This is a genomic window from Nocardia citri, from assembly GCF_054065835.1.
The window spans coordinates 100248-122395 of record NZ_JBSUQM010000002.1; the positions used below are offsets into that span (position 1 = coordinate 100248).

A 22148-nucleotide genomic window follows, 5' to 3' on the forward strand; every position below is an offset into this window, starting at 1 on the left:
CGAACCGGAGGTAACCGACGTACTCAGCCGCGTGCGGCGCCGGAACCGTCGAGGGCGGGGTGCATCGAACGCTGGGATCCCTTTGATCGAATCCGACTCATCAGGTTGGCGGTGACCCGATGGCCCCGATTCGCGAATACCCGACTGGCTATTGACAGGTATCGGCATGAGGGTGCTATACATTAGGGGAGGCTTACCTCTTTAGATGAGGCTAACCTCGTGAAGTATCCCGCTCGCACAATGAGGCATCCGTGTACGTCTGTATCTGCAACGCCGTCTCCGAATCGGACGTGCATAGCTGTGTCGCCGCAGGCGCCAGCTCGACCGCGCAGGTCAAAAAGGCGTGCGGTTGGAAGCCTGGCTGCGGCAGCTGCACCCGCCGCCTTTCCGAGGAGGTCGGCCGAGCCTGCGCGGCACCCGTTGAGCAGGTCGCGACGCCCGCGGCGTAACCCGACACGATAGGTCGTCCTTACCGGTTCGCCGATTGTGAGCTGTGACACGATCGCAGCCATGGAAGGCGACAAGGAGATCATCTCGCTGCTGAACGAGCAGCTGACAGCCGAACTCACGGCCATCAATCAGTACTTCCTGCACGCCAAAATGCAGGAGAACTGGGGTTTCACCAAGCTTGCCGAACACACCCGCCACGAGTCCTTCGATGAGATGAAGCATGCGGAAGTACTCACCGATCGCATCCTCTTCCTGGAGGGGCTGCCCAACTATCAGAAGCTCAACCCGCTGCGCATCGGTCAGACCGTCCCCGAACAATTGCGGGCCGATCTGAAGATCGAGATGGAGGCGGTGGACCGGTTGCGCGGTGGCATCGAGTTGATGCGCTCGCGCGGTGATGTCAGCTCCGCACGCATCTTCGAGTCGATTCTCGAGGATGAGGAAGAGCACGTCGACTACCTCGAGACCGAACTCGACCTGATCGAGAAGCTCGGCGAGCAACTGTATCTGCAGCGATACACCGATACCTCGGAAGGCGACTGACGTCTTCACCGGTTCCGGACCGTCGATGGCGGCGACCGGAACCGGTGACAGTCACGAGATCGGCCCCGTTCAGCGGATCGGTTGGGTGACGGCGTCGTGTTCGTCGTTGACCAGATGGAATGCGATCGCGAGATCATTGATTACCGCCTGCCATGCGGCCTGACTGCCCTCGCCGCGGGGATCGCGGGCCAGCGCGAGCAAAGTAGTGGCGGCGTCGACGGCCTGAACTGCCGCAGCCAACAGCGCGGGCACCGGAGTGGGGGCATGGCGAGAGGCGAGGGTGGCGATGTGGTGACGCAGCCACCGCGCGTCGAACTGCGCCTGCGCCGACATATCGCCTACGGCGTCCTGCTCCGCGGTCGCGGCCATCGACCAGTGCCCCATGGTCTGCCCCTGCGGGGCCTGGACGACCAGGTCCCGCAGCTCACTACTGATCAAACCGTGTAGCCGACCTGCTAGCTCGGCGCGCTCGACGGGCGGCTCGGCCGACCGGCCGGAAGCGGTGTCCTGCGCGTCGGCCTGCAATACCGCCAGCACTGCTCGCAATTGCGCAGCTGTTGCCACCTACGCCCCTCTCCGTCGTTCATTCCGAGCTACCGTTGCGCGACAACACTTCGTGGACCCAAACGACCGATCCGAACCCTCCCGGCACTATCCGTCGCACCGCCGTTCGCGTCGAAAATATCCGCCACCCGGCGGCCAGTGCAGACAAGACGATACAGAAGCAGACAATATCGAGCTACTGACAAGCGGCAGGTGTGCCGCGCCCACTCGAGGCGCGCATCGGATCCGGGCACCGCGAGCATCGGGTCGACGAGAACGTCCCCGCCGCCCGGAGATCCTCCGGCGACCATCCGATGTCGAATCCGGGCGGTAGCCCGCCACCGCTGATCACGTCGATGCTGGTCAGCTGCATGCAAATTCAGGACGAAACCGACGCGCTCAATGCGCGAGACCGGCGCGTCGAACAGTGGCGGCGACGGTTCGCTTTCTCGGCAGGACAACCGTGCGAAAACAATTGCGCGAACGCACCTCTGGTACCTACTGCCGTGCGGCAGGCCTGTCACGCTAATATTGGGATGGCTTTCCTACGAATGCGGCGTGTCCGCCCGGCCGAAGGTTGGTGAGTACGCCGATGTCGGTATCGATCTTCGATGAGGTGCTTCCGCGCGGTGAGCGCGACGGAGTCGGTCTGCGAGTCGGTGCGATCATCGACTGGGGTGGGGAAGTATTGCTGTTGGAAGCCCACAGCACCGGGCCGCTCCCGCTGACCCGCAAGCTTCCGGGCGCAACCGTGGAACCGGGCGAATCGGTTGCCGCCGCCCTGATTCGCGGGGTCCGCGAAGAGACCGGGCTGACCGTGATCGATATCGGCCGTCATATCGGCGACTTCGACTACCTGTCGCCGGCTGGAAAGCCGGTGCGGCGCTTGCATTTCGCCGTGGAAGTCGAAACCACCGGTCCAGTTGTCCTGTCCGCCCACGCCGGTTACGTATGGGCGCCGCTGGACGGCGACCTACTCGTGACGCCGTCCATCCGCGGCATCCTCGATGTCTACCGGGACCTCCGCTACCACTGACAGATTTCGCGCATCGCACTCGATATCGGTGTGCCCGCGCATTTCTGCGCGCACAGATACCGCCGGAATTCCGCAGGTGCCGTGGCCGATGCGGTGATGACCCCGTGTCGGCTACGGCCTTTCGCAGAGCTGAGTCGAATCCGGCGCGCTCATGGTGCATTCGCGGAAGGGGGGCCCGTGCCACCACGCAGTATCAGGCGGCGGCGATCCTGGGCCCCGGGACGAGATCGACGCTTATCGGGAGGCGATCGATGTCGCGCACCGTCAGGGTCCCGAGAGTCCGGTCAGTACAAAGCGGACATGTGGCGTGCTTCGAAATCCGTTGAAGGCGTGAGCAATTTCACTGACGTCCTTACCGCCGATTTTCCGCTATCAGCGGAGCTGGTGGATTTCGCGAAAGCCCCTAATCGGTTTAGGGTCTTGTTCAAACGTTCGGTCTCAAACACTCCTGGTTACGATTCAGTTGGCGGCTCGGCATGTGGCTTGAGCGCAGGTTGTGACAGAATTGGCGACCGCTTCTAGGTCTTTGGGTAATTTTCCGTAACACAAGGCTCGATACATCCGACGCATTGGTTGTCGAATAACAACTGCTGGAAGAGAACTGAACAATGTCGGCAAGGACTTTCTCGGTCGCGGTGGTCGTCGCAGCCGCGGTCGCTGTGTGCGCATCGTCGGCCGCTGCGGACCCCACGACGACAACGACTCCCGCCCCGGGCATCGATCTCGGAGCCGACGCCGGCGGACAGATCGGCGGCGGGGGTGGCGCCTCGGCGACCGTCGGCGCGGGCGGCGGGGGCGGGGGCACCGGAAATCTCGGTGTGGGTGGGGGAGTCGGTGTCGGTGGGGGAGTCGGTGTTGGTGGGGGTGCCGGGACGGGTGCCGATGTGCAGGGCGGGGGCGGGCTCGGCGGCAACGTCGGTGGATCTGTTGCGCCGAGCGCCAGCACAACACCGGGAGGCAATGCCGGAGGTGGCCTGCAGGTCGGTGGCAGCGGGAACTCCGGTGGCGGCGTGCAGGTCGGCGGCAACGGCGGCGGTGACGCACAGGCCGGGGGCAACGGGAACCTCGGTGGCGGTGTGCAAGCCGGTGGCACCGGCAACGCCGGAGGCGGCGCGCAAGTCGGTGGGAACGTTGGTGGTGACGCACAGGCCGGTGGCAGCGGGAATTCCGGTGGCGGCGTCCAGGTCGGCGGCACCAGCGGCGGTGACGTACAAACCGGCGGCACGGGGAACCTCGGCGCGGGCGGGCAAGCGGGGGGGAACGGCAACGCCGGAGGCGGTGTGCAGGCTGGCACGAACGCCGGTGGCGATGCCCAGGTCGGCGGCAATGGAAACCTCGATAGCGGGGTACAGGTCGGTGCGAACGCCGGAGGCGGTGTGCAGGCCGGCGGGAACGGTAATCTCGGCGCGGGCGGGCAAGCCGGTGGCAACGGGAACACCGGTGCCGGTGTACAAGCTGGCGGGCTGGGTGGTGTCGACTTGGCCTCTGCTGGAGCGGGTGCGGCCGGCCCGGACACGGTGTACGGCATGGCCATTCCCGTGGGCGCGACCACTGGAATCCCAGGTGGCCCGGCAGTCACCGACCTGGTCCCGCCCGGCGGATACGTGATTCCCAAAGGCGCGCCCGAAACCGGTGCCGGTGGCATGGCCGGAGTGAGCAGGCAGTGACCACCTCAGGCATACAGGCTGTGCCCATGCTGACCTCCCGCCGGAGGATGCTCGGCGTTTTCGTCGCCGTAGTGGCGGTCACCGCGGCGCTGGTCGCGGGCTGCGGATCGTCTGCTGGCACCCGCTCGACCGTGAGTGCGAGCGTTGCGGCCGCGCCGACCACGGGTGTGAAGACCGCGGCGCCGATGGGCCGGTCGACTCCGGTGTCGTTCAAGATCGCTTCGATCAACGCCTCGGGGTCGCTGATCGCGGTGGGCCTCAATTCCGACGGCTCGGTGCAGGTGCCGGCGGATTTCCAGCAGGCCGGCTGGTATCAGCAGGGGCCTGCGCCGGGTGAGCAGGGCTCGGCGGTCATCCTCGGCCACGTCGACTCCTACAAGGGTGCCGGGGTGTTCTTCGATCTGAAGAAAGTCAAGCCGGGCGACATGATCGACGTGACCCGCGCCGACGGGAAGACCGCGCATTTCAAGGTCACCGACGTACGGATGTACCTGAAAACCCAGTTCCCCGATCAGACCGTATTCGGTGCCCGCGGCGGAGCGACCTTGCAGGTCGTCACTTGCGGCGGCGAGTTCGACCAGACCGCCAGGAGTTACCTATCCAATGTGGTCGTGTTCTCCTCGCTCGACTCGGTCACCTAGACGCCCTGATCCCGAACGGCGCCGCGGCCGTGGCGCACCACCCTGAACCCGTCACCGCGTGGAGCCTCCACGGCCGGCGAAACCGCACATCACAGACAAGGAAAACACCGACAGTCGATTCCGCAAGGCCACCAGTGAACCCCGCGATAAGCGTTCGCCGATATCGGCACAGGACGCAATACGTCACGGTGACCTGCTGTTTCCTCTGTTGTCGGAAAAAGCTATGCGTGCTTTGACAATTTGTCTCGTCGCGGCCATCGCCGCGATCGCCGTCCTCACCGCAGCCGATTCGATCAGGGATTCGGTTGGTGGACACCACGGTCGGATGGCCGTGCGGCCGGTCTCCGCGCAGTGCACGTTGTCACCGACCAACGGCACCATCGTCCGCGCCATCGGCACCAGGATCTATCGGCTCAACGTTCCTGTCGGATTGACCGGAACCTCGGTGCCGCTCTTGGTCGCCGAGCATGGAAATGCCAGCAACGCAAAGGATTTCGAGCAGGTATCCGGATGGACTCCGTACGCGGCCACGCACGGGTTCATCGTCGCCTACCCGCAGGGGAACGCCAACAACCAGGTGCTGAACCCCGGTAACGGTCTGGTCGGCAACGATTGGGAGTTCCAGCAGGATTCGATCGACGTCACGTTCCTGCGCCAGGTCGTCGCCGACATCGAAGCGACCTGGTGCATCGACACCACTCGCGTATACAGCAGTGGCTGGTCCGATGGCGGCCTCATGTCGCAGCGGCTGGCATGTGATGCCTCGGATGTCTTCGCCGACGTCACCTCCTGGGAAGGCGCCGATCCCACCCTCCCCAACCCCACCCTGCGATATCCGAGCACCGGGTCGCCCTGCAATCCGGCTCGGCCGATCTCGGTCGGCATCTTCGGAGGCCAGATCGATCCGATCTCCGATCCGGTAGTCGATCAGGCGAACTCGGCCGCCTGGGTGTACCGCGACGGCTGCCCCGCCGCCCCGGCTGTTTCGAGCGATTCCTACGGCACCTCCAACGACTTCCGGCCCTGCCGCAACGGCACAGTCGTGCAGAATCGGATCGAGAACGGCCAAACCCATGTGTGGCCGACCGGAGCCATCGGGCAGGACCTGCGGGATCGCCTGTGGGGCTTTATGACCGCCGCGACCCTGCCCTAGGCAGCCGAGGCACCGGGAAGAGTAGGGCAACCGTCGGGCGGTCGGTCGCCTGGCCTATACATCGTCCCAAAACTCCACCGCGACAACCATTCCCCGCAGCCATGCTCCGCAACGTTCGACCACGGAAGCTCGGGTAACGGGAAGTGTATTGGTCGGGCAGGCCGATCCTCTTGCGTATTATGGCCTCCGACATTGCGTTACGGCCAAAATATCGATGGCCTGTGTAACTATTTCGCCAGAAAGCAAGAACGCGAGCAACTTCTGGGTACTCCCGACACAAGCCGGGCTGGACCCGGAGGCACAATAAATGAAGAAGTACGACCATGCGTAGAGCAACGGCGCTCTTCGCCGCATTACTGTTGGCCATCCTCCTTTCCTCCGCAAGCCAGATGGGGCCGAAGGCTCACGCCGACAACTGCATTGGCGACTGGGCCATCGGTATGGGCGGTCTCGGCGATAACACCTCGTCGGCGTTCATCCCCTATGTGGATCAACCTGTCGGCTATAATTCGCTCGACCCGATGTCGGGACTGAACGAACTCGACCGCTTGTTCTGGCTGCATCGCAGCGAATGTCCGGACGACCACATCAGATTGATCGGGCACAGCGAGGGCGCGGGCATCGTCCATGCTTGGGTCACCGCCCACCAGGATGTCGGAAATGCCAACGCTATTCTCCTGTCGGATCCCAAGCGAGCCCCCGGGCCTGGTTGGGGTGGCCTGTCATCATCTCCCGGGAGTGGGATCGTCGGTTATCCACTGGCCGGTGTCGACGACTGGTTCGGCGACTTCCCGGTGCTGACGGTGTGCAACCACGACGACCAGATCTGCGACACCTCGGCCGGATGGTGGGGTTATCTGTTCGGGGGTGCGCATGGTCGCTACGATTTCAACGTGTGGGACTACGGTGATTGGGATTCCGGTATCTGGTATCGGTAGCCAGTGATTCGTGGGGATCAGTAGCCTTGCGGCACCGGTCCCCATTGGCTGAACCCGTGCCCCATCGATGTGCACACTGCCGCACCTCGATAGGTGATTTGGCAATTCGTTCCGGCATATGTGATCGAATACTGTGGGTCGCGGTAACTCGCGGGTGCGATGCGAGGCAGCGGCGGATTTCCGCCTGGCACAGTGTGACTGCTGTTGGAGTTCCATTGAGGATGTGCCGGCCACATGGTCGAGTCGATGATGATGGCCGGCACATTCGGCACCGACACCTGCATTCCGGCATACAGCACATTCATGGCCGGAGCCGGGACTGCGAGGTCGCAGCCCACTGTGCCGTCCGGACCGATCGAGCAGTTCCAACTGCCCATAGCGAAATACGCGGTATCGCCGACCAGCAGTGGGCCGGATCCATCATCGGCGTACGCGGTGCTCACCCCGACCAGACACGCGAGAGTACCAAGAATTCCCCCGCAAACCCTTGCGGCGGTGACATTTCCGGCCCTTGACACGATATCTCCTCGATACGACAGGGAGTATTAAATCTAGCCGACCATGCAGAAAAACTATCACCAAACAGTGGAATGGCAAGAGGACCTGTCAAGAGGGATTCCGCGGTAATCGCCGCGCCGATCACGCTCATCGGCAGGTGGGGCTTTGCGGTCCAGCCGGATGCCCTTTTCGGACAAGCGATCAGAAGCAGCTAGCCGACCGCGCGCCCAGCATCGGGTCGGCATCGAGAACACCCAGCGGGGTCAGCCGTCCGCTGGCTGTGGCGGTGGCCAGCGCGATCCCGGTCGGCAGGCGGCGAGTGTGGCGATCACGTGCGGTGCTGAACCGCGTAGCCTGGACACGAACCCGGTCATCGGCGACGTCGTCCTGCCCGCCCGGGGTGTGGTCGCATCGGCCAGGCGATGCGGCAGGCGCAAGCTCCGACCGAAAGTTATTCGGGCCCTGGCAATCTCACGCCCAATCCCCACTCACGATAATAAGAGCCACCTATGAGCACGCCCATCCGGTCGCTCGATGTCCCGGATCTGGCGAACAGAGTCAGATCAGACAGATCAGCGTCGTCGCGACGATTCCGGGAAGATCAGCGGCAGAACCTCCTCGCAATGGACCCCGCTGCCGCAGGCCGGCCCCGTCGAGGCTCCCGGCCTCGAGAATTTCTCCGGGCACATCGTGGAAAAACGAGCGCATCCTCGACACCGCGATCGGCAGATTCATCGGGGTGTAGAGGATGTATGCTTGTGTTTTTACACCGATAAGTAAGGTGTGCCACCGGTTCGCCGGGAGGTGGACATGCTCAGCATCACTGAGCAGTTCAGCATAGAACGCGCCCCATGCGGGAAACTGAGGGGCGGGGCCCGTCATCGCGAAGACGACGAAGCGGGCCTGGTTATCGATGATCTGCGTTATGACTGTGGCTGCCGCAAGATTCGGCACGAATATCACGATGGCAGTGTTCGAATCGAAACGGTTCGCCACAACGGCAAGGTCCTGATGAACGAGCACAGCGCCGACTTCGAGGCCTGACGCACAACGGTGGTGCCATCATGACCGCATCTCACGATGTCGTGATCGTCGGCGGGGGCGGCGCAGGTCTGCGTGCGGGCATCGCCATAGCCGAACACAACCCGCGGTTGAGTATCGCGATCGTTTCCAAGGTCTATCCGATGCGCAGCCACACCGTCTCCGCCGAGGGTGGCGCCGCCGCTGTCGCCGGTTCCGGCGACAGTCTCGACGAGCACGCATACGACACTGTCTCCGGCAGCGATTGGCTCTGCGACCAAGATGCCGTCGAGGCCTTCGTCGAGGAAGCGCCGCGGGAGCTGCTCCAGCTGGAACATTGGGGCTGTCCATGGAGCCGCCGATCGGACGGGCACATCGCGGTACGGGCATTCGGCGGCATGACGAACAACCGCACCTGGTTCGCAGCCGACAAGACCGGTTTCCATATGCTGCACACACTGTTCCAGACCGCACTGTCGTATCGCGACATCGTCAGATACGACGAGTGGTTCGCCACCACATTGCTCGTCGAGGACGGCAAGGTGTGCGGCATCGTAGCCATCGAACTGGCCACCGGACGCGTCGAAACCATTCTCGCCAGCGCTGTCATCGTGTGCACCGGTGGCTGCGGCCGGGTGTATCCGTTCACCACCAACGCCAATATCAACACCGGTGACGGCATGGCCTTGGCCTACCGGGCAGGCGCGCCGCTGAAAGATATGGAGTTCGTCCAATACCACCCGACCGGCCTTCCGTTCACGGGCATCTTGATCACCGAGGCAGCGCGCGCGGAGGGCGGCTGGCTGCTCAACAAGGACGGTTACCGCTACCTGCAGGATTACGATCTCGGCACGCCGTCACCGGTGCCGGTGATGCGGAGCATGGAACTCGGGCCACGCGACCGGCTGTCGCAGGCCTTCGTGCACGAACTCCGTAGAGGCCGGACCGTCGGTACACCGTACGGACATGTCGTCCACCTCGACCTACGCCACCTCGGTGCGAATCTCATCGACACGAAACTGCCGTTCGTGCGCGAGCTGTGCTCGAAGTACCAGAACATCGACCCGGTCCGGGAACTGATCCCGGTACGCCCCGTCGTCCACTACATGATGGGCGGCATCCATACCGACGTCCACGGCGCGACCCCGTTGGAAGGCCTGTACGCCGTCGGAGAGGTCGCCTGCGTCAGTATCAACGGAGCCAACCGGCTCGGTTCGAACTCCCTGCCCGAGCTGCTGGTCTTCGGTGCGCGAGCCGGTCGTGCGGCCGCCGAGTACGCGAGTTCGACCACGTCCCGCCCGACATCGGCGGCCCTGGCACGCGGCCGCGCCGAACAGGACCGGCTGGAACGAGGCCTCACCCGACATGCCGAGGGATCCGAGCGCATCGCCCACATCCGTACCGAGATGCAAGAGACGCTGGAGACCAGTGCCGGGATCTACCGGGACGGCGGATCCCTTGCCGAGGGGGCCGACAAGGTGCGCGAGCTTCGCGATCGGTTCGGCCGCGCTCGCCTCGATGACCGCAGCCGGGCATTCAATACCGAACTGGTGGCGATGCTGGAACTGTCCTGCATGCTCGATGTGGCCGAATGCGTCGTCGCCTGTGCGCTGGCACGGGAGGAGTCCCGGGGTGCACACCAACGGACCGATTTCCCTGCCAGGAACGACCAGCGATTCCTGGCCCACTCGGTGGTCCATCGACAGCCGGACGGTTCGGGCCGCGTCTCGTACCTCCCGGTGACGATTACTCGCTGGCCTCCGGGCGAACGCGTATACGGGAGGTGATGGCGAATGGTGGATCGGATAGCCCTGCAGGTCGCGCGCTACCGACCGGATCTACACGACGAACCGGTGCTGCAGTTGTACGAGGTTCCGCTGCACAAGGAATGGACGGTGCTCGACGGCCTCAATTACATCAAGGACTACCTCGATGGAACCGTTTCGTACCGCTGGTCATGCCGGATGGGCATCTGCGGTAGCTGTGGCATGACCGTCAACGGCGAGCCACAATTGAGCTGCGCCACATTCCTGACCGACTACGCGCCGGGGCCGGTACGGGTCGAGCCATTGCGCAACTTCCCGGTAGTCCGGGATCTCGTCGTAGAGATCAGCGACTTCATGGACAAGCTGACCGCGGTCAAGCCATGGCTGATCAGGGCGGAACAGCGGCCGCTCGATGACGGCGAGTACCTGCAAACGACGTCCGAAATGGACGAGTACAAGAAATACAGCATGTGTATAAACTGCATGCTCTGCTACTCGGCCTGTCCCGTCTTCGCGCTCGAGCCCGAGTTCATCGGTCCGGCGGCGATCGCGCTGGCCCAACGCTACAACCTCGACTCGCGCGATCAGGGAGCTGCCGACCGGCGTGACGTTCTTGCCTCCGCCGAGGGCGTTTGGTCCTGTACCTTCGTCGGCGAGTGCACCACCGCCTGCCCCAAGGGGGTCGACCCGGCGGGCGCGATCCAACGCTACAAGTTGACCGCAGCCACGCGATCGCTGCGCGAGTTCCTCATGCCTTGGCGGGCACGATGACCACGACACCCCGGTTGTACCGCAGGCCGGTCTCCACGTTCTGGTGGGCGCGACGTCGCTCGTACCTGCTCTTCGTCCTGCGCGAACTCAGCAGCGTGTTCGTCGCCTGGTTCGTGGTATTTCTTCTGCTTCTGGTCCATGCGGTCAGTTCCGGGAACGAGGAGTACCAGCGGTTTCTGAGCTGGAGTGCAAGTGGATGGGTGGTCGCTCTGAACACGATCGCCCTGCTGTTCGTGCTGCTGCACACGGTCACCTGGTTCAGCCTCGCGCCCAAGGCGATGGTGGTGCGGGTACGGAACCGGCGCGTCGCACCGGTCGTGATCGTCGGGCTGCACTACCTGCTGTGGGGTCTGCTGACGGCGATCGTGTTGTTGGTGGTGCTGTGATGACGACGAACAAGAGGTCCCTGGAACCGTTCGCGTGGTTGCTGTTCGGCATCGGCGGGATGGCCGCTGCGCTGCTGATACCGGTGCTGCTGTTCCTGTTCGGCCTGGCCTTCCCGTTGGACTGGATTCCCGCGCCGGACTACGCATACCTGGTCTCGGTATTGCGTCATCCTGTCACCCGGCTGGTCCTTTTCGGACTCTGTGTGGTGGCGCTGTTCCATTGGGCACACCGCTTCCGGTACACACTGCAGCATGGCTTGCGGCTCCAGCAGTTCAGTGCGTTGATCATCCTGGCCTGCTACGGCGGCGCCGTCATCGGCTCGGGAGCCGCAGCGTACATCCTGCTGCGCGTCTAGGACGCGAACGGCGCCGTTATCGGCGGGGGTTCGTGGCCCGACGCCGGCTTCTCGGCGCATGAGAAGCGAGATGCACTGGCTGCCGAGTTCCGTTGTGCCAGAGGCTATTGAGTGCCGGCGCCGATTCCGGCGCGGCGACCGATCGCGGCTGCCTCGCCTCGGGTTGCGGCGTCGAGTTTCTTGAGCACCTTGGTCACATGGAATTTCACTGTGTTCTCGGTAACTCCTAGTTCGTCGGCGATGGTCTTGTTCCGTTTGCCGGCCGACAGATGTTGCAGCACTTCGAGTTCTCGTCGGTTCAATCGAGCCACGGGATTCTCGGTGGGGCGTGCCGCCGGCGGATCGAGCGGAAGGGTCACCGCGACACGGTTGCCCCAGCCGGACAGCCCTTCGATAAGCAAAGAGCCGTGCAGGGCGCCGATTCGGCCGGCGAGTCGGCGGGAGAGGGCATCGCGGTCCAATGGCGCCGATTCCTGATCACGCACATCTATCAACAGACCGCTCGGGTCGCGATTCCAGGCGACCCGTAGACGTTTCAGCGCCGGTTGGGCAGCGAACGCGAGCACGATGGTCCGCACAATCGCGCGGGCCGCGTGGGCGATCTCACCTGGTAATGGTGATCTGTTCGTTAGCGGCCCGACATATAGCAGCTCGACATCCCGATCGCGCAGCATCGGTCCGATCTCCTCGCGCAGCCTGGTGAATGCTGCCGACATATCCTCCTCGGCCAGTGCACGATAGCTCTCGCCGACCGCACGCAGACCGACGAGCGCCGAAGAGGCCGTTTCGGCTGCGGTGGCGCGCGCGCGGGCATCGTCGAGGTGTTTGGAGCGCAGCGCACCGAGGATGGCGTGCAATGTAGCTTCGTGGGTCGCGGTCAATTCGGCCAGCGTACGGGCTCGTTCCATCGATGCCGCACGGGATTCGGCCAGGTAGTCGGGGCTGGCTTGGGCTACTTGCTGCCGTATCGACGTCGCGACAATCCCGAAGAGTGCGGACAGGCGATCGGCTCGTTCGCCGTCGATCATTCCGTCGCCCATGACGAGGAGCAGGAGGGTGTCGCTGGTGTCGCGAACTGCCCACACTCGGCGCTCGGTGCCAGCAAGGGTGACGGTGCCAGTGAAACGATCTCCGAGCTCGACTGCGTTCTTGATCTCGTCCAGCTCGTTCAGGGTGGCGCGTTCGATGATTTCCGCACGGCCCGCCACTTTCCGAGGGCGGCCGGTGCATTCCCGGGTGTAGATGATCAACGCGATGTGCGGACACCAGTCGATAACGGTGCGGGAGAGTCGCCGCGCGATGTCCGGCAGTGGTCCGGTCATTACCGCGCGAGCGGCCTCGAGTGTCTGAATGCTGGTATCTGCCATAGCTACACTCCATACCTCGTTCCGCCGTAGGTGGCGTGCATGTCAGTTGATCGAGGATCAGTGGCACGCTCACCCTGCTACCTACCCGTTCGGGTAGGTAGCTCTGTTCCAAAGGATAGATCCCGTCCTGGGGTGGCGGTCAGTACCGTCGCACGGTGCAGGCATTTGGCCTGCGCTATCGCGATCGGTTCACAAAGGAAGTGTGGGTATGCCACAGAAGGTACGGGGTGTTGTCGCACGGGCACAGCACGCGCCAGTCGAGGTCACAACGATCGTGATTCCTGATCCCGGGCCCGGTGAGGTAGTGGTCGATGTGGCGGCGTGCGGGGTGTGCCATACCGACCTCACCTATCGCGAGGGCGGGATCAACGACGAGTTCCCGTTCCTGCTCGGACATGAGGCCGCTGGGATCGTCGAGAGTGTCGGCCCGGGTGTCGACTCTGTCGCGGTCGGTGATTTTGTCGTGCTCAATTGGCGGGCGGTATGCGGTAGCTGCCGAGCCTGCCGCAGGGGACGACCACAGTACTGCTTCGATACTTACAATGCCTCCCAGCGGATGACGCTCGAGGATGGCACCGAGCTGACCCCCGCACTGGGAATCGGTGCCTTCGCCGACAAGACGCTGGTGCACGAAGGTCAGTGCACACTCGTTGATCCTTCGGTAGATCCGGCGGTGGCCGGCCTGCTCGGTTGCGGCGTTATGGCGGGCCTGGGTGCGGCGGTGAACACCGGCAACGTCGGCCGTGACGATACCGTCGCGGTCATCGGCTGCGGTGGTGTCGGAGATGCCGCGATCGTCGGTGCGCGGCTGGCCGGCGCCCGCACGATCATCGGCATCGACCGCGACGAACGGAAGCTGCAGTGGGCGCGCGACCTCGGCGCGACGCACACCGTCAATGCGACCGACGCCGACCCCGTTGCGGCCGTGCAGGAAATAACCGGAGGTTTCGGTGCCGACGTCGTCATCGATGCCGTCGGGCGGCCCGAGACATGGAAGCAGGCGTTCTACGCCCGCGATCTGGCCGGCACCGTGGTTCTGGTCGGCGTGCCGACCCCCGATATGGTGCTGGAGATGCCCTTGATCGACTTCTTCTCCCGCGGTGGTGCCCTCAAGTCGTCGTGGTACGGCGACTGTCTGCCTTCGCGCGACTTCCCCACGCTTGTCGACTTGCACGTGCAGGGCCGACTGCCGCTGGACAAGTTCGTCACCGAGCGTATTGCCCTGGACGATGTCGAAAAGGCTTTCCACACTATGCATTCCGGCAATGTTTTGCGCTCGGTGGTGGTGTTGTGAGTGGGGCCCTGCGCATCGATCGGGTCGTCACCGCAGGATCTTTCGAACTTGATGGCGGTACGTGGGAGGTGGACAACAACGTCTGGGTGATCGGAGATGACGCCGAGGTCGTCGTCGTGGACGCCGCCCACGAGGCCGGCCCGATCATCGACGCCGTCGACGGCCGCAAGGTGGTCGCGGTGGTGTGTACACATGGGCACAACGACCACATCACCGTCGCACCCCACATCGGCGAAAAGCTCTACGCCCCAGTTCTTCTGCACCCCGGTGACAAGATGCTCTGGGATATGACCCATGCCGGGCAGTCGTTCTGGTCCGCCACCGACAAACAGCGTATCGCTATCGCTGGAACCGAGCTCGAGATCATCCATACGCCCGGTCATTCGCCCGGCTCGATCTGCCTGCACCTGCCCGAAGCACGTGCGCTGTTCTCCGGCGACACTCTTTTTTCTGGTGGGCCGGGCGCGACAGGCCGCTCCTATTCGGATTTTCCGACGATTATCGGTTCGATCCGGGACCGGCTTTTCGCGCTCCCGGAGGACACTCGGGTCTACACCGGGCACGGCGACGGCACCACAATCGGTACCGAAGCCCCGCATCTGGCCGAATGGATCGCCCGCGGAAACTGACGATCGCTGCGGCCCGTGACGCCCGCGCCTCCGGATCGACGGGGTGCGGGCGTCGCACGTTTCCGGGCTCGAATCGCTGTGGGGGTGTAGAGCATTCTGGTGCTCGGATGGCAGTGACATACTCGAAGTAATGCTCTGCTGCCACGGCTTCGGTCGAGTCGCGGTTCGGCGGCGGTGGTCAGCTCGATTTCGCCGCACGAGGTTCGGGTCCGATCCGTCTGCGGAGCCCCGTCGCTCAAAGGATCCGCTGCCAGGCGGGCGAATGCCGGGCATATGAGCCCCGGACGAGAGTAAGCGTCCCCAACCAGTACGCCGATGGTGTTGAACGCGGTATAGGCGCGCCGGTCCGGGTCGATGGTAGGCCAGACGGGTTGGCGGGTCAGTGCTCGATGTCCACTGCGATGGTTCAATCTCGCGGAAAATTGTAAAGACTTTTACTGATTTTACTATCAATGCCGCTTTTCTGCGATGTCCTCCATGCCGTGCATGAGCTTCTCCAGCAGACCTGTCAGCACTTGCTGTTCAGGCTTCGAAAGGGTGTTCGCCCACACTTGCTCTCGTTTGTTGTGCTGCCCGAAGGCGCCGGTTATCGCTTCGTGTCCTTCGCCGGTGAGCGCGATCTGAACGGCGCGCCCGTCGTGCGCTGCGCGTTCCCGAGTGACGAGGCCGTCGCGCTCTAGGGTGTTGACCAGCGCTGATACCGCAGCGCGGCTATTTCCCGACAGCTCGGCGATGCGCTTTGCCTCCATCGGTCCGGCTAGCCATAGGACAAATAGGATGCGGAAGCCCGGCCAACTCCAACCGTTCGGCCGGTGCACGGTGGACTCGAGGTCGTAGACGAGCGCGCTTGTCACGCGGTGCAGTGTCAGCACTAATCGCATGGCCGTCGGATCCACTTGGGGCAGTTCGCGATACGCCTTGTCGATGGCGTAGTCGACGAAGGACAGGTAGTCGAGCTCACCAGTGGTTTTCGGCGGTGGGGTCATAAGCCCAGGCTAGCCGCACGGTGCCGGTTCGTGAGTTGTGCGGGTGTTCTGCGCGGCGGTGGTTGTGGAGGTCGGTGGTGTCGGCTCTTCCCCTACCCTGTGGGGTAGGTTACACTCGGAAATTAATAAAAGCCTTGATCAAATGGGAGTGTGCCCATGACCACGAAATCGTTCGCGTCCTCAGCCGATCTCGGCGAGAAGGAACAGACCCTCGAGGTGCTGGCAGACGGTGTCTACGCGCTCACGGCGGAGGGCGATCCGAACATCGGCGCCATCGAAGGTGAAGACTTCCTCGTCTGCTTCGAGGCGCTCGCCACCCCGACCGCCGCTCGCAGTTGGCTGGCCAAGTTGCGCGAGCGCACCGACAAGCCGGTGAAGTACCTGGTGCTGTCGCACTACCACGCCGTGCGCGTACTCGGGGCCAGCGCGTACGAAGCCGAAGTCGTCATCGCGCACGACACCACACGTCGGCTGGTCGCGGAACGGGGGCAGCAGGATTGGCTTTCGGAATTCGGACGCATGCCCCGGCTCTTCAAGGACCCCGACTCCATCCCGGGCCTTACCTGGCCGACACAAACTTTCTCGGACACCGTCACCATAGATCTGGGTGGTGACCGCGGTGATCTGGAGCTGAAGTTCCTGGGCCGCGGGCACACCGAGGGCGACATCGTCGCCTGGCTTCCGAAGCAGAAGATCCTGTTCGCGGGCGATCTGGTCGAGGCTGAAGCTGCGCTCTACACCGGTGATGCCTTCCATCGCGAGTGGTCCACCAGCACGCTGGATCGGGTTCGGGCACTGGGAGCGGAGCAGTTGGTCGGAGGGCGTGGCGGTGTCGCCAGGGGACGCGCAGCCTGCGATGCGGCGGTCGAGCAGACGCGCAATTTTCTGGCGGTGATGCTGCGTGAGGTCGGTGCCGTGCACCAGCGTGGTGGAACGCTGAAGGAGGCCTTCGAGGCCACGCACTCGGCGTTGTTCGAGCAATATGGCCGCTGGCCGATCTTCGAGCACTGCTTGCCCTTCGATGTCTCCCGAGTGTGGGACGAGCTGTCGGGTATCGAGCGTCCGGTCATCTGGACCGCGGAGCGGGACCGTGAAGTCTGGGATCAGTTGCAGGGCTGAGGATTCGATGAAAAACAGATCTACACCTTGCGTCGGGATCATCGGCAACGGTCCGGTGGGGCAGACGGCTGCGCTGTTGCTCGCCCGATGGGGCGTGCCGACGGTCGTGCTCGACCGCCGTCCACACCGTGATCCGGTCGGTTCGAAGGCGATCTGCCAGCAACGCGACGTCCTCGACATCTGGGAGGCCGCAGGCGGAGCCGGACATCGTATCGCTGCTGAGGGGCTGACCTGGACCACCGCTCGGACCTTCTATCGCGACCGAGAGTTGTTCTCCTACAACCTCACCGATCCCGGCCGCTCATCTTTTCCGGCATTCGTCAACGTCTCGCAGACCCGGACCGAACAGATTCTCGACGACTGCATTGCCGCCGAAGGCCTGATCGAGGTGAAGTGGGGACATGAGGTCACCGCGATCACCCAGGATGACAGTGGAGTATCCCTGACATGCACCACCGTTGACGGCGAGACCACCATCGCTGTGGATTACGCGATCGCATGCGCGGGAGCGCGCGGTGACGAGATCCGCTCTGCGTTGGGCGTGAACTTCGGTGGGGAGTCGTTCGATGACCGGTTCCTGATCTGCGATATTCGGGCAGATCTGGCGGGCTGGTCGAACGAGCGGCGCTTCTACTTCGATCCGGTCTGGAATCCCGAGCGGCAGATCCTGATTCACCCGTGCCCGGATTCCACGTTCCGCATCGACTGGCAGGTTCCTGGTGACTACGACCTCGACGCCGAGGAGGCCAGCGGCGCGCTCGATGCTCGTATCCGGATGATCATTGGCGATCGGCCGTACGAGATCGTGTGGAAGTCGGTGTACCGCTTCCACTCTCGCGTCGTGGACCGCATGCGAGTCGACCGGATCCTGCTGGCCGGAGACTGCGCCCATCTGGTGTCGCCCTTCGGTGCCCGCGGACTGAATTCCGGTGTCGCTGACGCCGAGAACGCGGCCTGGAAGCTGGCGTTCGTGCTGAACGGCTGGGCGACGGCCGCCCTGCTGGACACCTACCACGACGAACGGCACGCGGCGGCACTGGAAAACCTCGAGGTCACCACGGATACGATGAATTTCCTGGTGCCACGCGATAACGAGCTGTGGCGCCGCAGAACGGAGGTCCTCGACGCGGCGGCGGTAGATCCCGCGGCCAGCGGTCGCGTCGATTCCGGTCGGCTCGCTGAACCGTTCTGGTACGTCGATTCGCCCCTGACCACGCCGGACCCGCGCCGCCCCTTCAGCGGCCGCCCGCCGCGCGGGCAGGTTCCGCCCGCCGGGCCGGGGGTGCTCGTTCCGGATGTGCCTGTGGCGGTGGCGGATTCATCGCACGCGCGGTTGCGTGAGTTGTCCCGGGACGGGTTTCTGATGCTGGTGGCGCCGGGAGTCGATGTCGTGGCTTTGCGTGCTGCCGCGATGGCCGCCGTGACCGCGCCGGTGCGTGTGCTGGAAACCACCGAGGTCGATTCCGCCGGTGTGCTCACCGAGGCGCTGGACCTGCGGCAGGGTGAGGTGTGGGTGATACGGCCGGACGCGCATGTCGCCGCTGTCCTGGACCGGCCCGCAGCGGCGGAGCTGACCGCGGCGCTGCGGCGCGCGGTTGTCCACCCTGAGGTTTATCCCACTGCATCCCTTGCGATTTAGAGCGACAACAGAAGACTTCACACGCGACCACAAGGAGGCGCAGACATGGTGTACTACCGCCAGGTTGGCACGATCCCGCCGAAACGTCACACGCAGTTCCGGGATGACGCGGGGCGGCTCTACTACGAAGAGTTGATGGGGGAGGACGGCTTCTCCAGCGACTCGACGCTGCTGTATCACCGCCACATCCCGTCGGCGATCGCCGATGCCGAGCCCTGGCAGCCCGGCGATCTCGCGCTGACTCCCAATTCCCCGCTCGTACCTCGCCATCTTGCGTTGCACGAGCTGTTTCCCGGCGAGGAATGGAAATCAGCCGACGTGATCGCCGGTCGTCGGCTCGTCCTGGGCAACGACGACGTGCGCATCTCCTACGTGGTCGCGGGGGCGACGTCGCCGTTGTATCGCAATGCGATCGGCGATGAATGCGTGTACATCGAGTCCGGTTCCGGCACGGTCGAAACGGTGTTCGGCGCGCTGCCGTTCCGCGAGGGCCACTATGTGATTCTGCCGCGAGCCACGACGCACCGGTGGGTTCCCGATCCCGACACCCCAGTGCGTGCCTATGTGATCGAGGCCAACAGCCATATCGCTGCGCCGAAGCGCTACCTGTCGCGCTACGGACAGCTGCTCGAGCATGCGCCCTACTGTGAGCGTGACCTGCACGGCGCGGCCGAGCCGCTGCTATCGGACGAGACCGATGTCGAGGTGCTGGTCAAGCACCGTGGGGCCGCCGGGATCGCCGGAACCCGTTACCTCCTACCGCATCATCCGTTCGATGTGGTCGGCTGGGATGGATGCCTGTACCCCTACACCTTCCACATCTCCGATTTCGAACCCATCACCGGGCGTGTGCACCAGCCGCCGCCGGTGCATCAGGTGTTCGAGGGCAACAACTTCGTGGTCTGCAACTTCGTGCCGCGCAAGGTCGACTACCACCCGTTGTCGGTACCAGTCCCGTACTACCACTCCAACGTCGACTCCGACGAGGTGATGTTCTATTGCGGCGGCGACTACGAGGCCCGCAAAGGCACCGGAATCGGCCAGGGCTCGGTCTCGCTGCATCCCGGTGGACATACCCACGGACCGCAACCCGGCGCGGTCGAACGGAGCCTGGGCCGGGAGTTCTTCGACGAACTCGCGGTTATGGTCGATACGTTCCGCCCACTTCAGCTCGGTGAAGGCGGCCGCGCGGCCGACGACGGCAAGTACGCGCGGAGCTGGTTGTCCGGAGCAGGCGCATGACGGCGCAGACCGTGTCACCGCTCGTCGCGGACCTCATCGACGACGCCGGCCTCTTTCCGCCCACGGCATTGACCATGCGAGAAGCGGTAGCCCGCCACCGTCTCGATCTGGCCGCCGCGAGCCCGATCTTGACCCACCGGTTCCTGTGTCCCGCTTCGCGTATCGGTGAATTGCGTGGCGAGTTGACCTCAGACGATCGATTGAGGGTTGGACTCATCGTCGACACCGGACTGAACGGGGTCGCGGTAGCCGCCGACCAGATCGAAGCCGACCCTGCGCTGGAACTCGGCGTCATCGAATTCCCGCTCGCGTCAGCCGATCGGCCGATCGCCGATATCGTGGCCACACTATCGGCAGGTGTGCCGGTTTTCTTGGAGCCTGCGACGCTGGCTGACACAGATGCCATCGCTTCGCAGATCGCTCGGCTCGATACCGACCGACCGGTGGGGCTCAAACTGCGGTGCGGTGGGGTACGGGCCGAATCCTTTCCCGCAGCAAAGGATCTCGCTGGCGCCCTGGTCGCCGCGGCACGTCACAAGGTGGTCGTGAAGGCCACGGCCGGCCTGCATCACGGTGTCCGCTACACCGACTCCGCGACCGGGTTCAGCCACCACGGGTACCTGAACCTTCTTGTCGCCGCGGCCGCGGCGGCCACGGGAGCTGATACGCTCGCGGTCACCGCCGACCTGCTCACCACCGATCGCGCCGCGCTGGTCGGGGCGGTGCTCGACATGACGGCATCGCAGGTGACCGCCGCGCGCGGGTTGTTCACCAGCTACGGCTCGTGCAGCACGAGCACACCACTGACCGAGGCCCGCGAGTTCGGGCTCGCCGGCAATTCCGAGGAGACAGCGACGCCATGACCGACACCTGGGTAGCGGGAGCGAAGGACTCCGGCTTCGGGATCGACAATCTGCCCTATGGCGTGTTTTCGCGCGCAGGCGTGGGGCCGCGCGTCGGCGTTCGTATCGGGAACCATGTGCTCGATCTCGCCGCCGTCACCGGCCTCGATGTCTTCGCGCGCGGCTCGCTCAACGAATTCATGGCTGCAGGTCGCGAGTTCTGGAAGACGACTCGCGCCGGCATCATCGACAAACTCACCGACGAGTCCCAACGCCCGGCAGTCGAGCCCGCCCTGCACCGAATCGAGGAGGTGCGGCTGCACCTGCCGATCGAGGTCGCCGACTACGTCGACTACTATGCCAGCGAGCACCATGCCACCAATCTGGGCAAGATGTTCCGGCCTGATTCGGCTGCGCTGCTTCCGAATTGGAAACACCTACCGGTCGGCTACCACGGCCGCGCCGGCACGATCGTGGCATCGGGCACCGACATCATCCGCCCCTGCGGGCAACGCAAGACACCCACCGACGCCGCACCGGTGTTCGGGCCCTCGACCAGACTCGACATCGAAGTCGAAGTCGGGTTCGTGGTCGGCACACCCAGTGCTCTCGGAACCCGGGTCAGCACAAGGGATTTCGCCGACCATGTCTTCGGTGTGTGCCTGGTCAACGACTGGTCGGCCCGCGACATCCAAGCCTGGGAGTATGTGCCGCTCGGCCCACACCTCGGAAAGTCCTTCGCTACATCGATTTCGCCGTGGATCGTGCCCCTTGACGCCCTCACCGCCGCGCGGGTCCAAGGCCCCGCGCAGGACCCGCGACCTCTGCCGTACCTACAGGAGTCCGAGCCCTGGGGTCTGGACCTCGCCCTCGCGGTTGAACTGAACGGGCACACCGTATCCCGGCCCCCGTACCGCCAAATGTATTGGTCGCCGGCCCAGATGCTGGCGCACATGACAGTCAACGGTGCGAGCCTGCGTACCGGCGACTTGTACGCCTCAGGCACGGTGTCGGGGGATTCGAAGGAGCAACGCGGGTCATTGATCGAACTCACCTGGAACGGGACAGAACCCTTGGCCCTCGACGCCGGCGTTACCCGCACCTTCCTCGAAGACGGTGACATCGTCACCATCAGTGCCACCGCGCCCGGCGCCGACGGGACTGCGATCAGCCTCGGCGAAGTCACCGGCCGGATCGTGCCCGCGCAGCAGCAGAGTTGACCGGACGGGGAATTCGCCCGCCAGTGCTGCTGGTGCGTCGAG

Annotated in this window: 22 protein-coding genes and 1 pseudogene; 18 read left to right on the forward strand and 5 right to left on the reverse strand. The window is 64.3% G+C overall.

All coding sequences use genetic code 11. The features are described 5' to 3' along the window. Nucleotides 1–251 precede the first annotated feature (251 nt). Nucleotides 252–449: a (2Fe-2S)-binding protein gene (locus ACW2Q0_RS04140; RefSeq protein ID WP_457186295.1), complete on the forward strand. Its 198-nt coding sequence runs from the start codon at nt 252–254 to the stop codon at nt 447–449. Nucleotides 450–510: 61 nt separating this feature from the next. After that, a complete protein-coding gene (gene bfr, locus ACW2Q0_RS04145) occupies nt 511–993 on the forward strand; it encodes a bacterioferritin (RefSeq protein ID WP_457186297.1) in 483 nt (160 codons plus the stop codon). 69 nt (nt 994–1062) lie between these two features. Here the strand turns inward: bfr and ACW2Q0_RS04150 are convergent, their stop codons facing one another. Next, on the reverse strand, nt 1063–1557 hold the full coding sequence (locus tag ACW2Q0_RS04150) for a hypothetical protein (RefSeq protein ID WP_457186299.1): 495 nt from the start codon (nt 1555–1557) through the stop codon (nt 1063–1065). Nucleotides 1558–2128: 571 nt separating this feature from the next. Between ACW2Q0_RS04150 and ACW2Q0_RS04155 the strand changes: the two genes are divergently transcribed. The 5 genes from ACW2Q0_RS04155 to ACW2Q0_RS04175 all read left to right on the forward strand — a co-directional run bounded on the left by ACW2Q0_RS04155 (nt 2129) and on the right by ACW2Q0_RS04175 (nt 6971). Then, nucleotides 2129–2572, forward strand: a complete 444-nt coding sequence (locus tag ACW2Q0_RS04155; RefSeq protein WP_457186301.1) for an NUDIX hydrolase — start codon at nt 2129–2131, stop codon at nt 2570–2572. Nucleotides 2573–3180: 608 nt separating this feature from the next. Then, nucleotides 3181–4239 (forward strand): hypothetical protein, encoded by a 1059-nt coding sequence (locus ACW2Q0_RS04160; protein WP_457186303.1) that lies wholly within the window; start codon nt 3181–3183, stop codon nt 4237–4239. 26 nt (nt 4240–4265) lie between these two features. Further along, nucleotides 4266–4880, forward strand: a complete 615-nt coding sequence (locus ACW2Q0_RS04165) for a class F sortase (protein ID WP_457186305.1) — start codon at nt 4266–4268, stop codon at nt 4878–4880. A gap of 223 nt (nt 4881–5103) precedes the next feature. After that, entirely contained in the window at nt 5104–6033 is a 930-nt protein-coding gene (locus tag ACW2Q0_RS04170; RefSeq protein WP_457186306.1) for an alpha/beta hydrolase family esterase, read from the forward strand. Nucleotides 6034–6356: 323 nt separating this feature from the next. Then, complete coding sequence (locus tag ACW2Q0_RS04175; RefSeq protein ID WP_457186308.1) at nt 6357–6971, forward strand: cutinase family protein; 615 nt, start codon at nt 6357–6359, stop codon at nt 6969–6971. A gap of 17 nt (nt 6972–6988) precedes the next feature. On the opposite strand, the gene ACW2Q0_RS04180 is transcribed toward ACW2Q0_RS04175, so the two are convergent. Both ACW2Q0_RS04180 and ACW2Q0_RS04185 read right to left on the reverse strand, forming a co-directional pair. Then, entirely contained in the window at nt 6989–7489 is a 501-nt protein-coding gene (locus tag ACW2Q0_RS04180; RefSeq protein WP_457186310.1) for a hypothetical protein, read from the reverse strand. Nucleotides 7490–8030: 541 nt separating this feature from the next. Next, nucleotides 8031–8219: pseudogene (locus tag ACW2Q0_RS04185) on the reverse strand (carbohydrate ABC transporter permease); the annotation flags it as partial. 314 nt (nt 8220–8533) lie between these two features. Here ACW2Q0_RS04185 and frdA point away from each other — a divergent pair. Genes frdA through frdD form a run of 4 tightly spaced genes read left to right on the forward strand, consistent with a single transcriptional unit; the run spans nt 8534 to nt 11768 of the window. Further along, nucleotides 8534–10276, forward strand: coding sequence for a fumarate reductase (quinol) flavoprotein subunit (gene frdA / locus ACW2Q0_RS04190; RefSeq protein ID WP_457186312.1), 1743 nt, complete (start codon nt 8534–8536; stop codon nt 10274–10276). Between the two features lie 6 nt (nt 10277–10282). Then, nucleotides 10283–11026, forward strand: coding sequence for a succinate dehydrogenase/fumarate reductase iron-sulfur subunit (locus ACW2Q0_RS04195; RefSeq protein WP_457186314.1), 744 nt, complete (start codon nt 10283–10285; stop codon nt 11024–11026). Further along, nucleotides 11023–11412 (forward strand): fumarate reductase subunit C, encoded by a 390-nt coding sequence (locus ACW2Q0_RS04200; RefSeq protein ID WP_457186316.1) that lies wholly within the window; start codon nt 11023–11025, stop codon nt 11410–11412. The genes ACW2Q0_RS04195 and ACW2Q0_RS04200 overlap by 4 nt, the downstream gene beginning before the upstream one ends. Then, a complete protein-coding gene (frdD, locus tag ACW2Q0_RS04205; protein ID WP_457186318.1) occupies nt 11412–11768 on the forward strand; it encodes a fumarate reductase subunit FrdD in 357 nt (118 codons plus the stop codon). Before ACW2Q0_RS04200 ends, frdD begins: the two co-directional genes overlap by 1 nt. A gap of 104 nt (nt 11769–11872) precedes the next feature. Here the strand turns inward: frdD and ACW2Q0_RS04210 are convergent, their stop codons facing one another. Then, on the reverse strand, nt 11873–13135 hold the full coding sequence (locus tag ACW2Q0_RS04210; protein ID WP_457186320.1) for a response regulator transcription factor: 1263 nt from the start codon (nt 13133–13135) through the stop codon (nt 11873–11875). Nucleotides 13136–13343: 208 nt separating this feature from the next. Here ACW2Q0_RS04210 and ACW2Q0_RS04215 point away from each other — a divergent pair, with 208 nt between their 5' ends. Together ACW2Q0_RS04215 and ACW2Q0_RS04220 are read left to right on the forward strand one after the other, a co-directional pair. Continuing rightward, nucleotides 13344–14429 carry an S-(hydroxymethyl)mycothiol dehydrogenase gene (locus tag ACW2Q0_RS04215; protein WP_457186322.1) on the forward strand — a complete coding sequence of 362 codons (1086 nt, stop codon included), beginning with the start codon at nt 13344–13346 and terminating at the stop codon, nt 14427–14429. Then, nucleotides 14426–15058: an MBL fold metallo-hydrolase gene (locus ACW2Q0_RS04220; RefSeq protein WP_457186324.1), complete on the forward strand. Its 633-nt coding sequence runs from the start codon at nt 14426–14428 to the stop codon at nt 15056–15058. The genes ACW2Q0_RS04215 and ACW2Q0_RS04220 overlap by 4 nt, the downstream gene beginning before the upstream one ends. A gap of 449 nt (nt 15059–15507) precedes the next feature. Here ACW2Q0_RS04220 and ACW2Q0_RS04225 read toward each other — a convergent pair whose 3' ends face one another. Then, the gene (locus tag ACW2Q0_RS04225; RefSeq protein ID WP_457186326.1) at nt 15508–16044 is read right to left on the reverse strand and encodes a MarR family winged helix-turn-helix transcriptional regulator; all 537 of its coding nucleotides are present in this window, start codon (nt 16042–16044) and stop codon (nt 15508–15510) included. 156 nt (nt 16045–16200) lie between these two features. On the opposite strand from ACW2Q0_RS04225, the gene ACW2Q0_RS04230 reads away from it, so the two are divergent. Genes ACW2Q0_RS04230 through fahA form a run of 5 tightly spaced genes read left to right on the forward strand, consistent with a single transcriptional unit; the run spans nt 16201 to nt 22106 of the window. Continuing rightward, the gene (locus tag ACW2Q0_RS04230; RefSeq protein WP_457186328.1) at nt 16201–17163 is read left to right on the forward strand and encodes an MBL fold metallo-hydrolase; all 963 of its coding nucleotides are present in this window, start codon (nt 16201–16203) and stop codon (nt 17161–17163) included. A 7-nt stretch (nt 17164–17170) separates the two neighbouring features. Further along, the gene (locus tag ACW2Q0_RS04235) at nt 17171–18802 is read left to right on the forward strand and encodes an FAD-dependent monooxygenase (RefSeq protein ID WP_457186330.1); all 1632 of its coding nucleotides are present in this window, start codon (nt 17171–17173) and stop codon (nt 18800–18802) included. Nucleotides 18803–18847: 45 nt separating this feature from the next. Next, nucleotides 18848–20044 (forward strand): homogentisate 1,2-dioxygenase domain-containing protein, encoded by a 1197-nt coding sequence (locus ACW2Q0_RS04240; RefSeq protein ID WP_457186331.1) that lies wholly within the window; start codon nt 18848–18850, stop codon nt 20042–20044. Then, entirely contained in the window at nt 20041–20907 is an 867-nt protein-coding gene (locus tag ACW2Q0_RS04245) for a hypothetical protein (RefSeq protein ID WP_457186333.1), read from the forward strand. The genes ACW2Q0_RS04240 and ACW2Q0_RS04245 overlap by 4 nt, the downstream gene beginning before the upstream one ends. Beyond that, nucleotides 20904–22106, forward strand: coding sequence for a fumarylacetoacetase (fahA, locus tag ACW2Q0_RS04250; protein WP_457186335.1), 1203 nt, complete (start codon nt 20904–20906; stop codon nt 22104–22106). Before ACW2Q0_RS04245 ends, fahA begins: the two co-directional genes overlap by 4 nt. Nucleotides 22107–22148 lie beyond the last annotated feature (42 nt).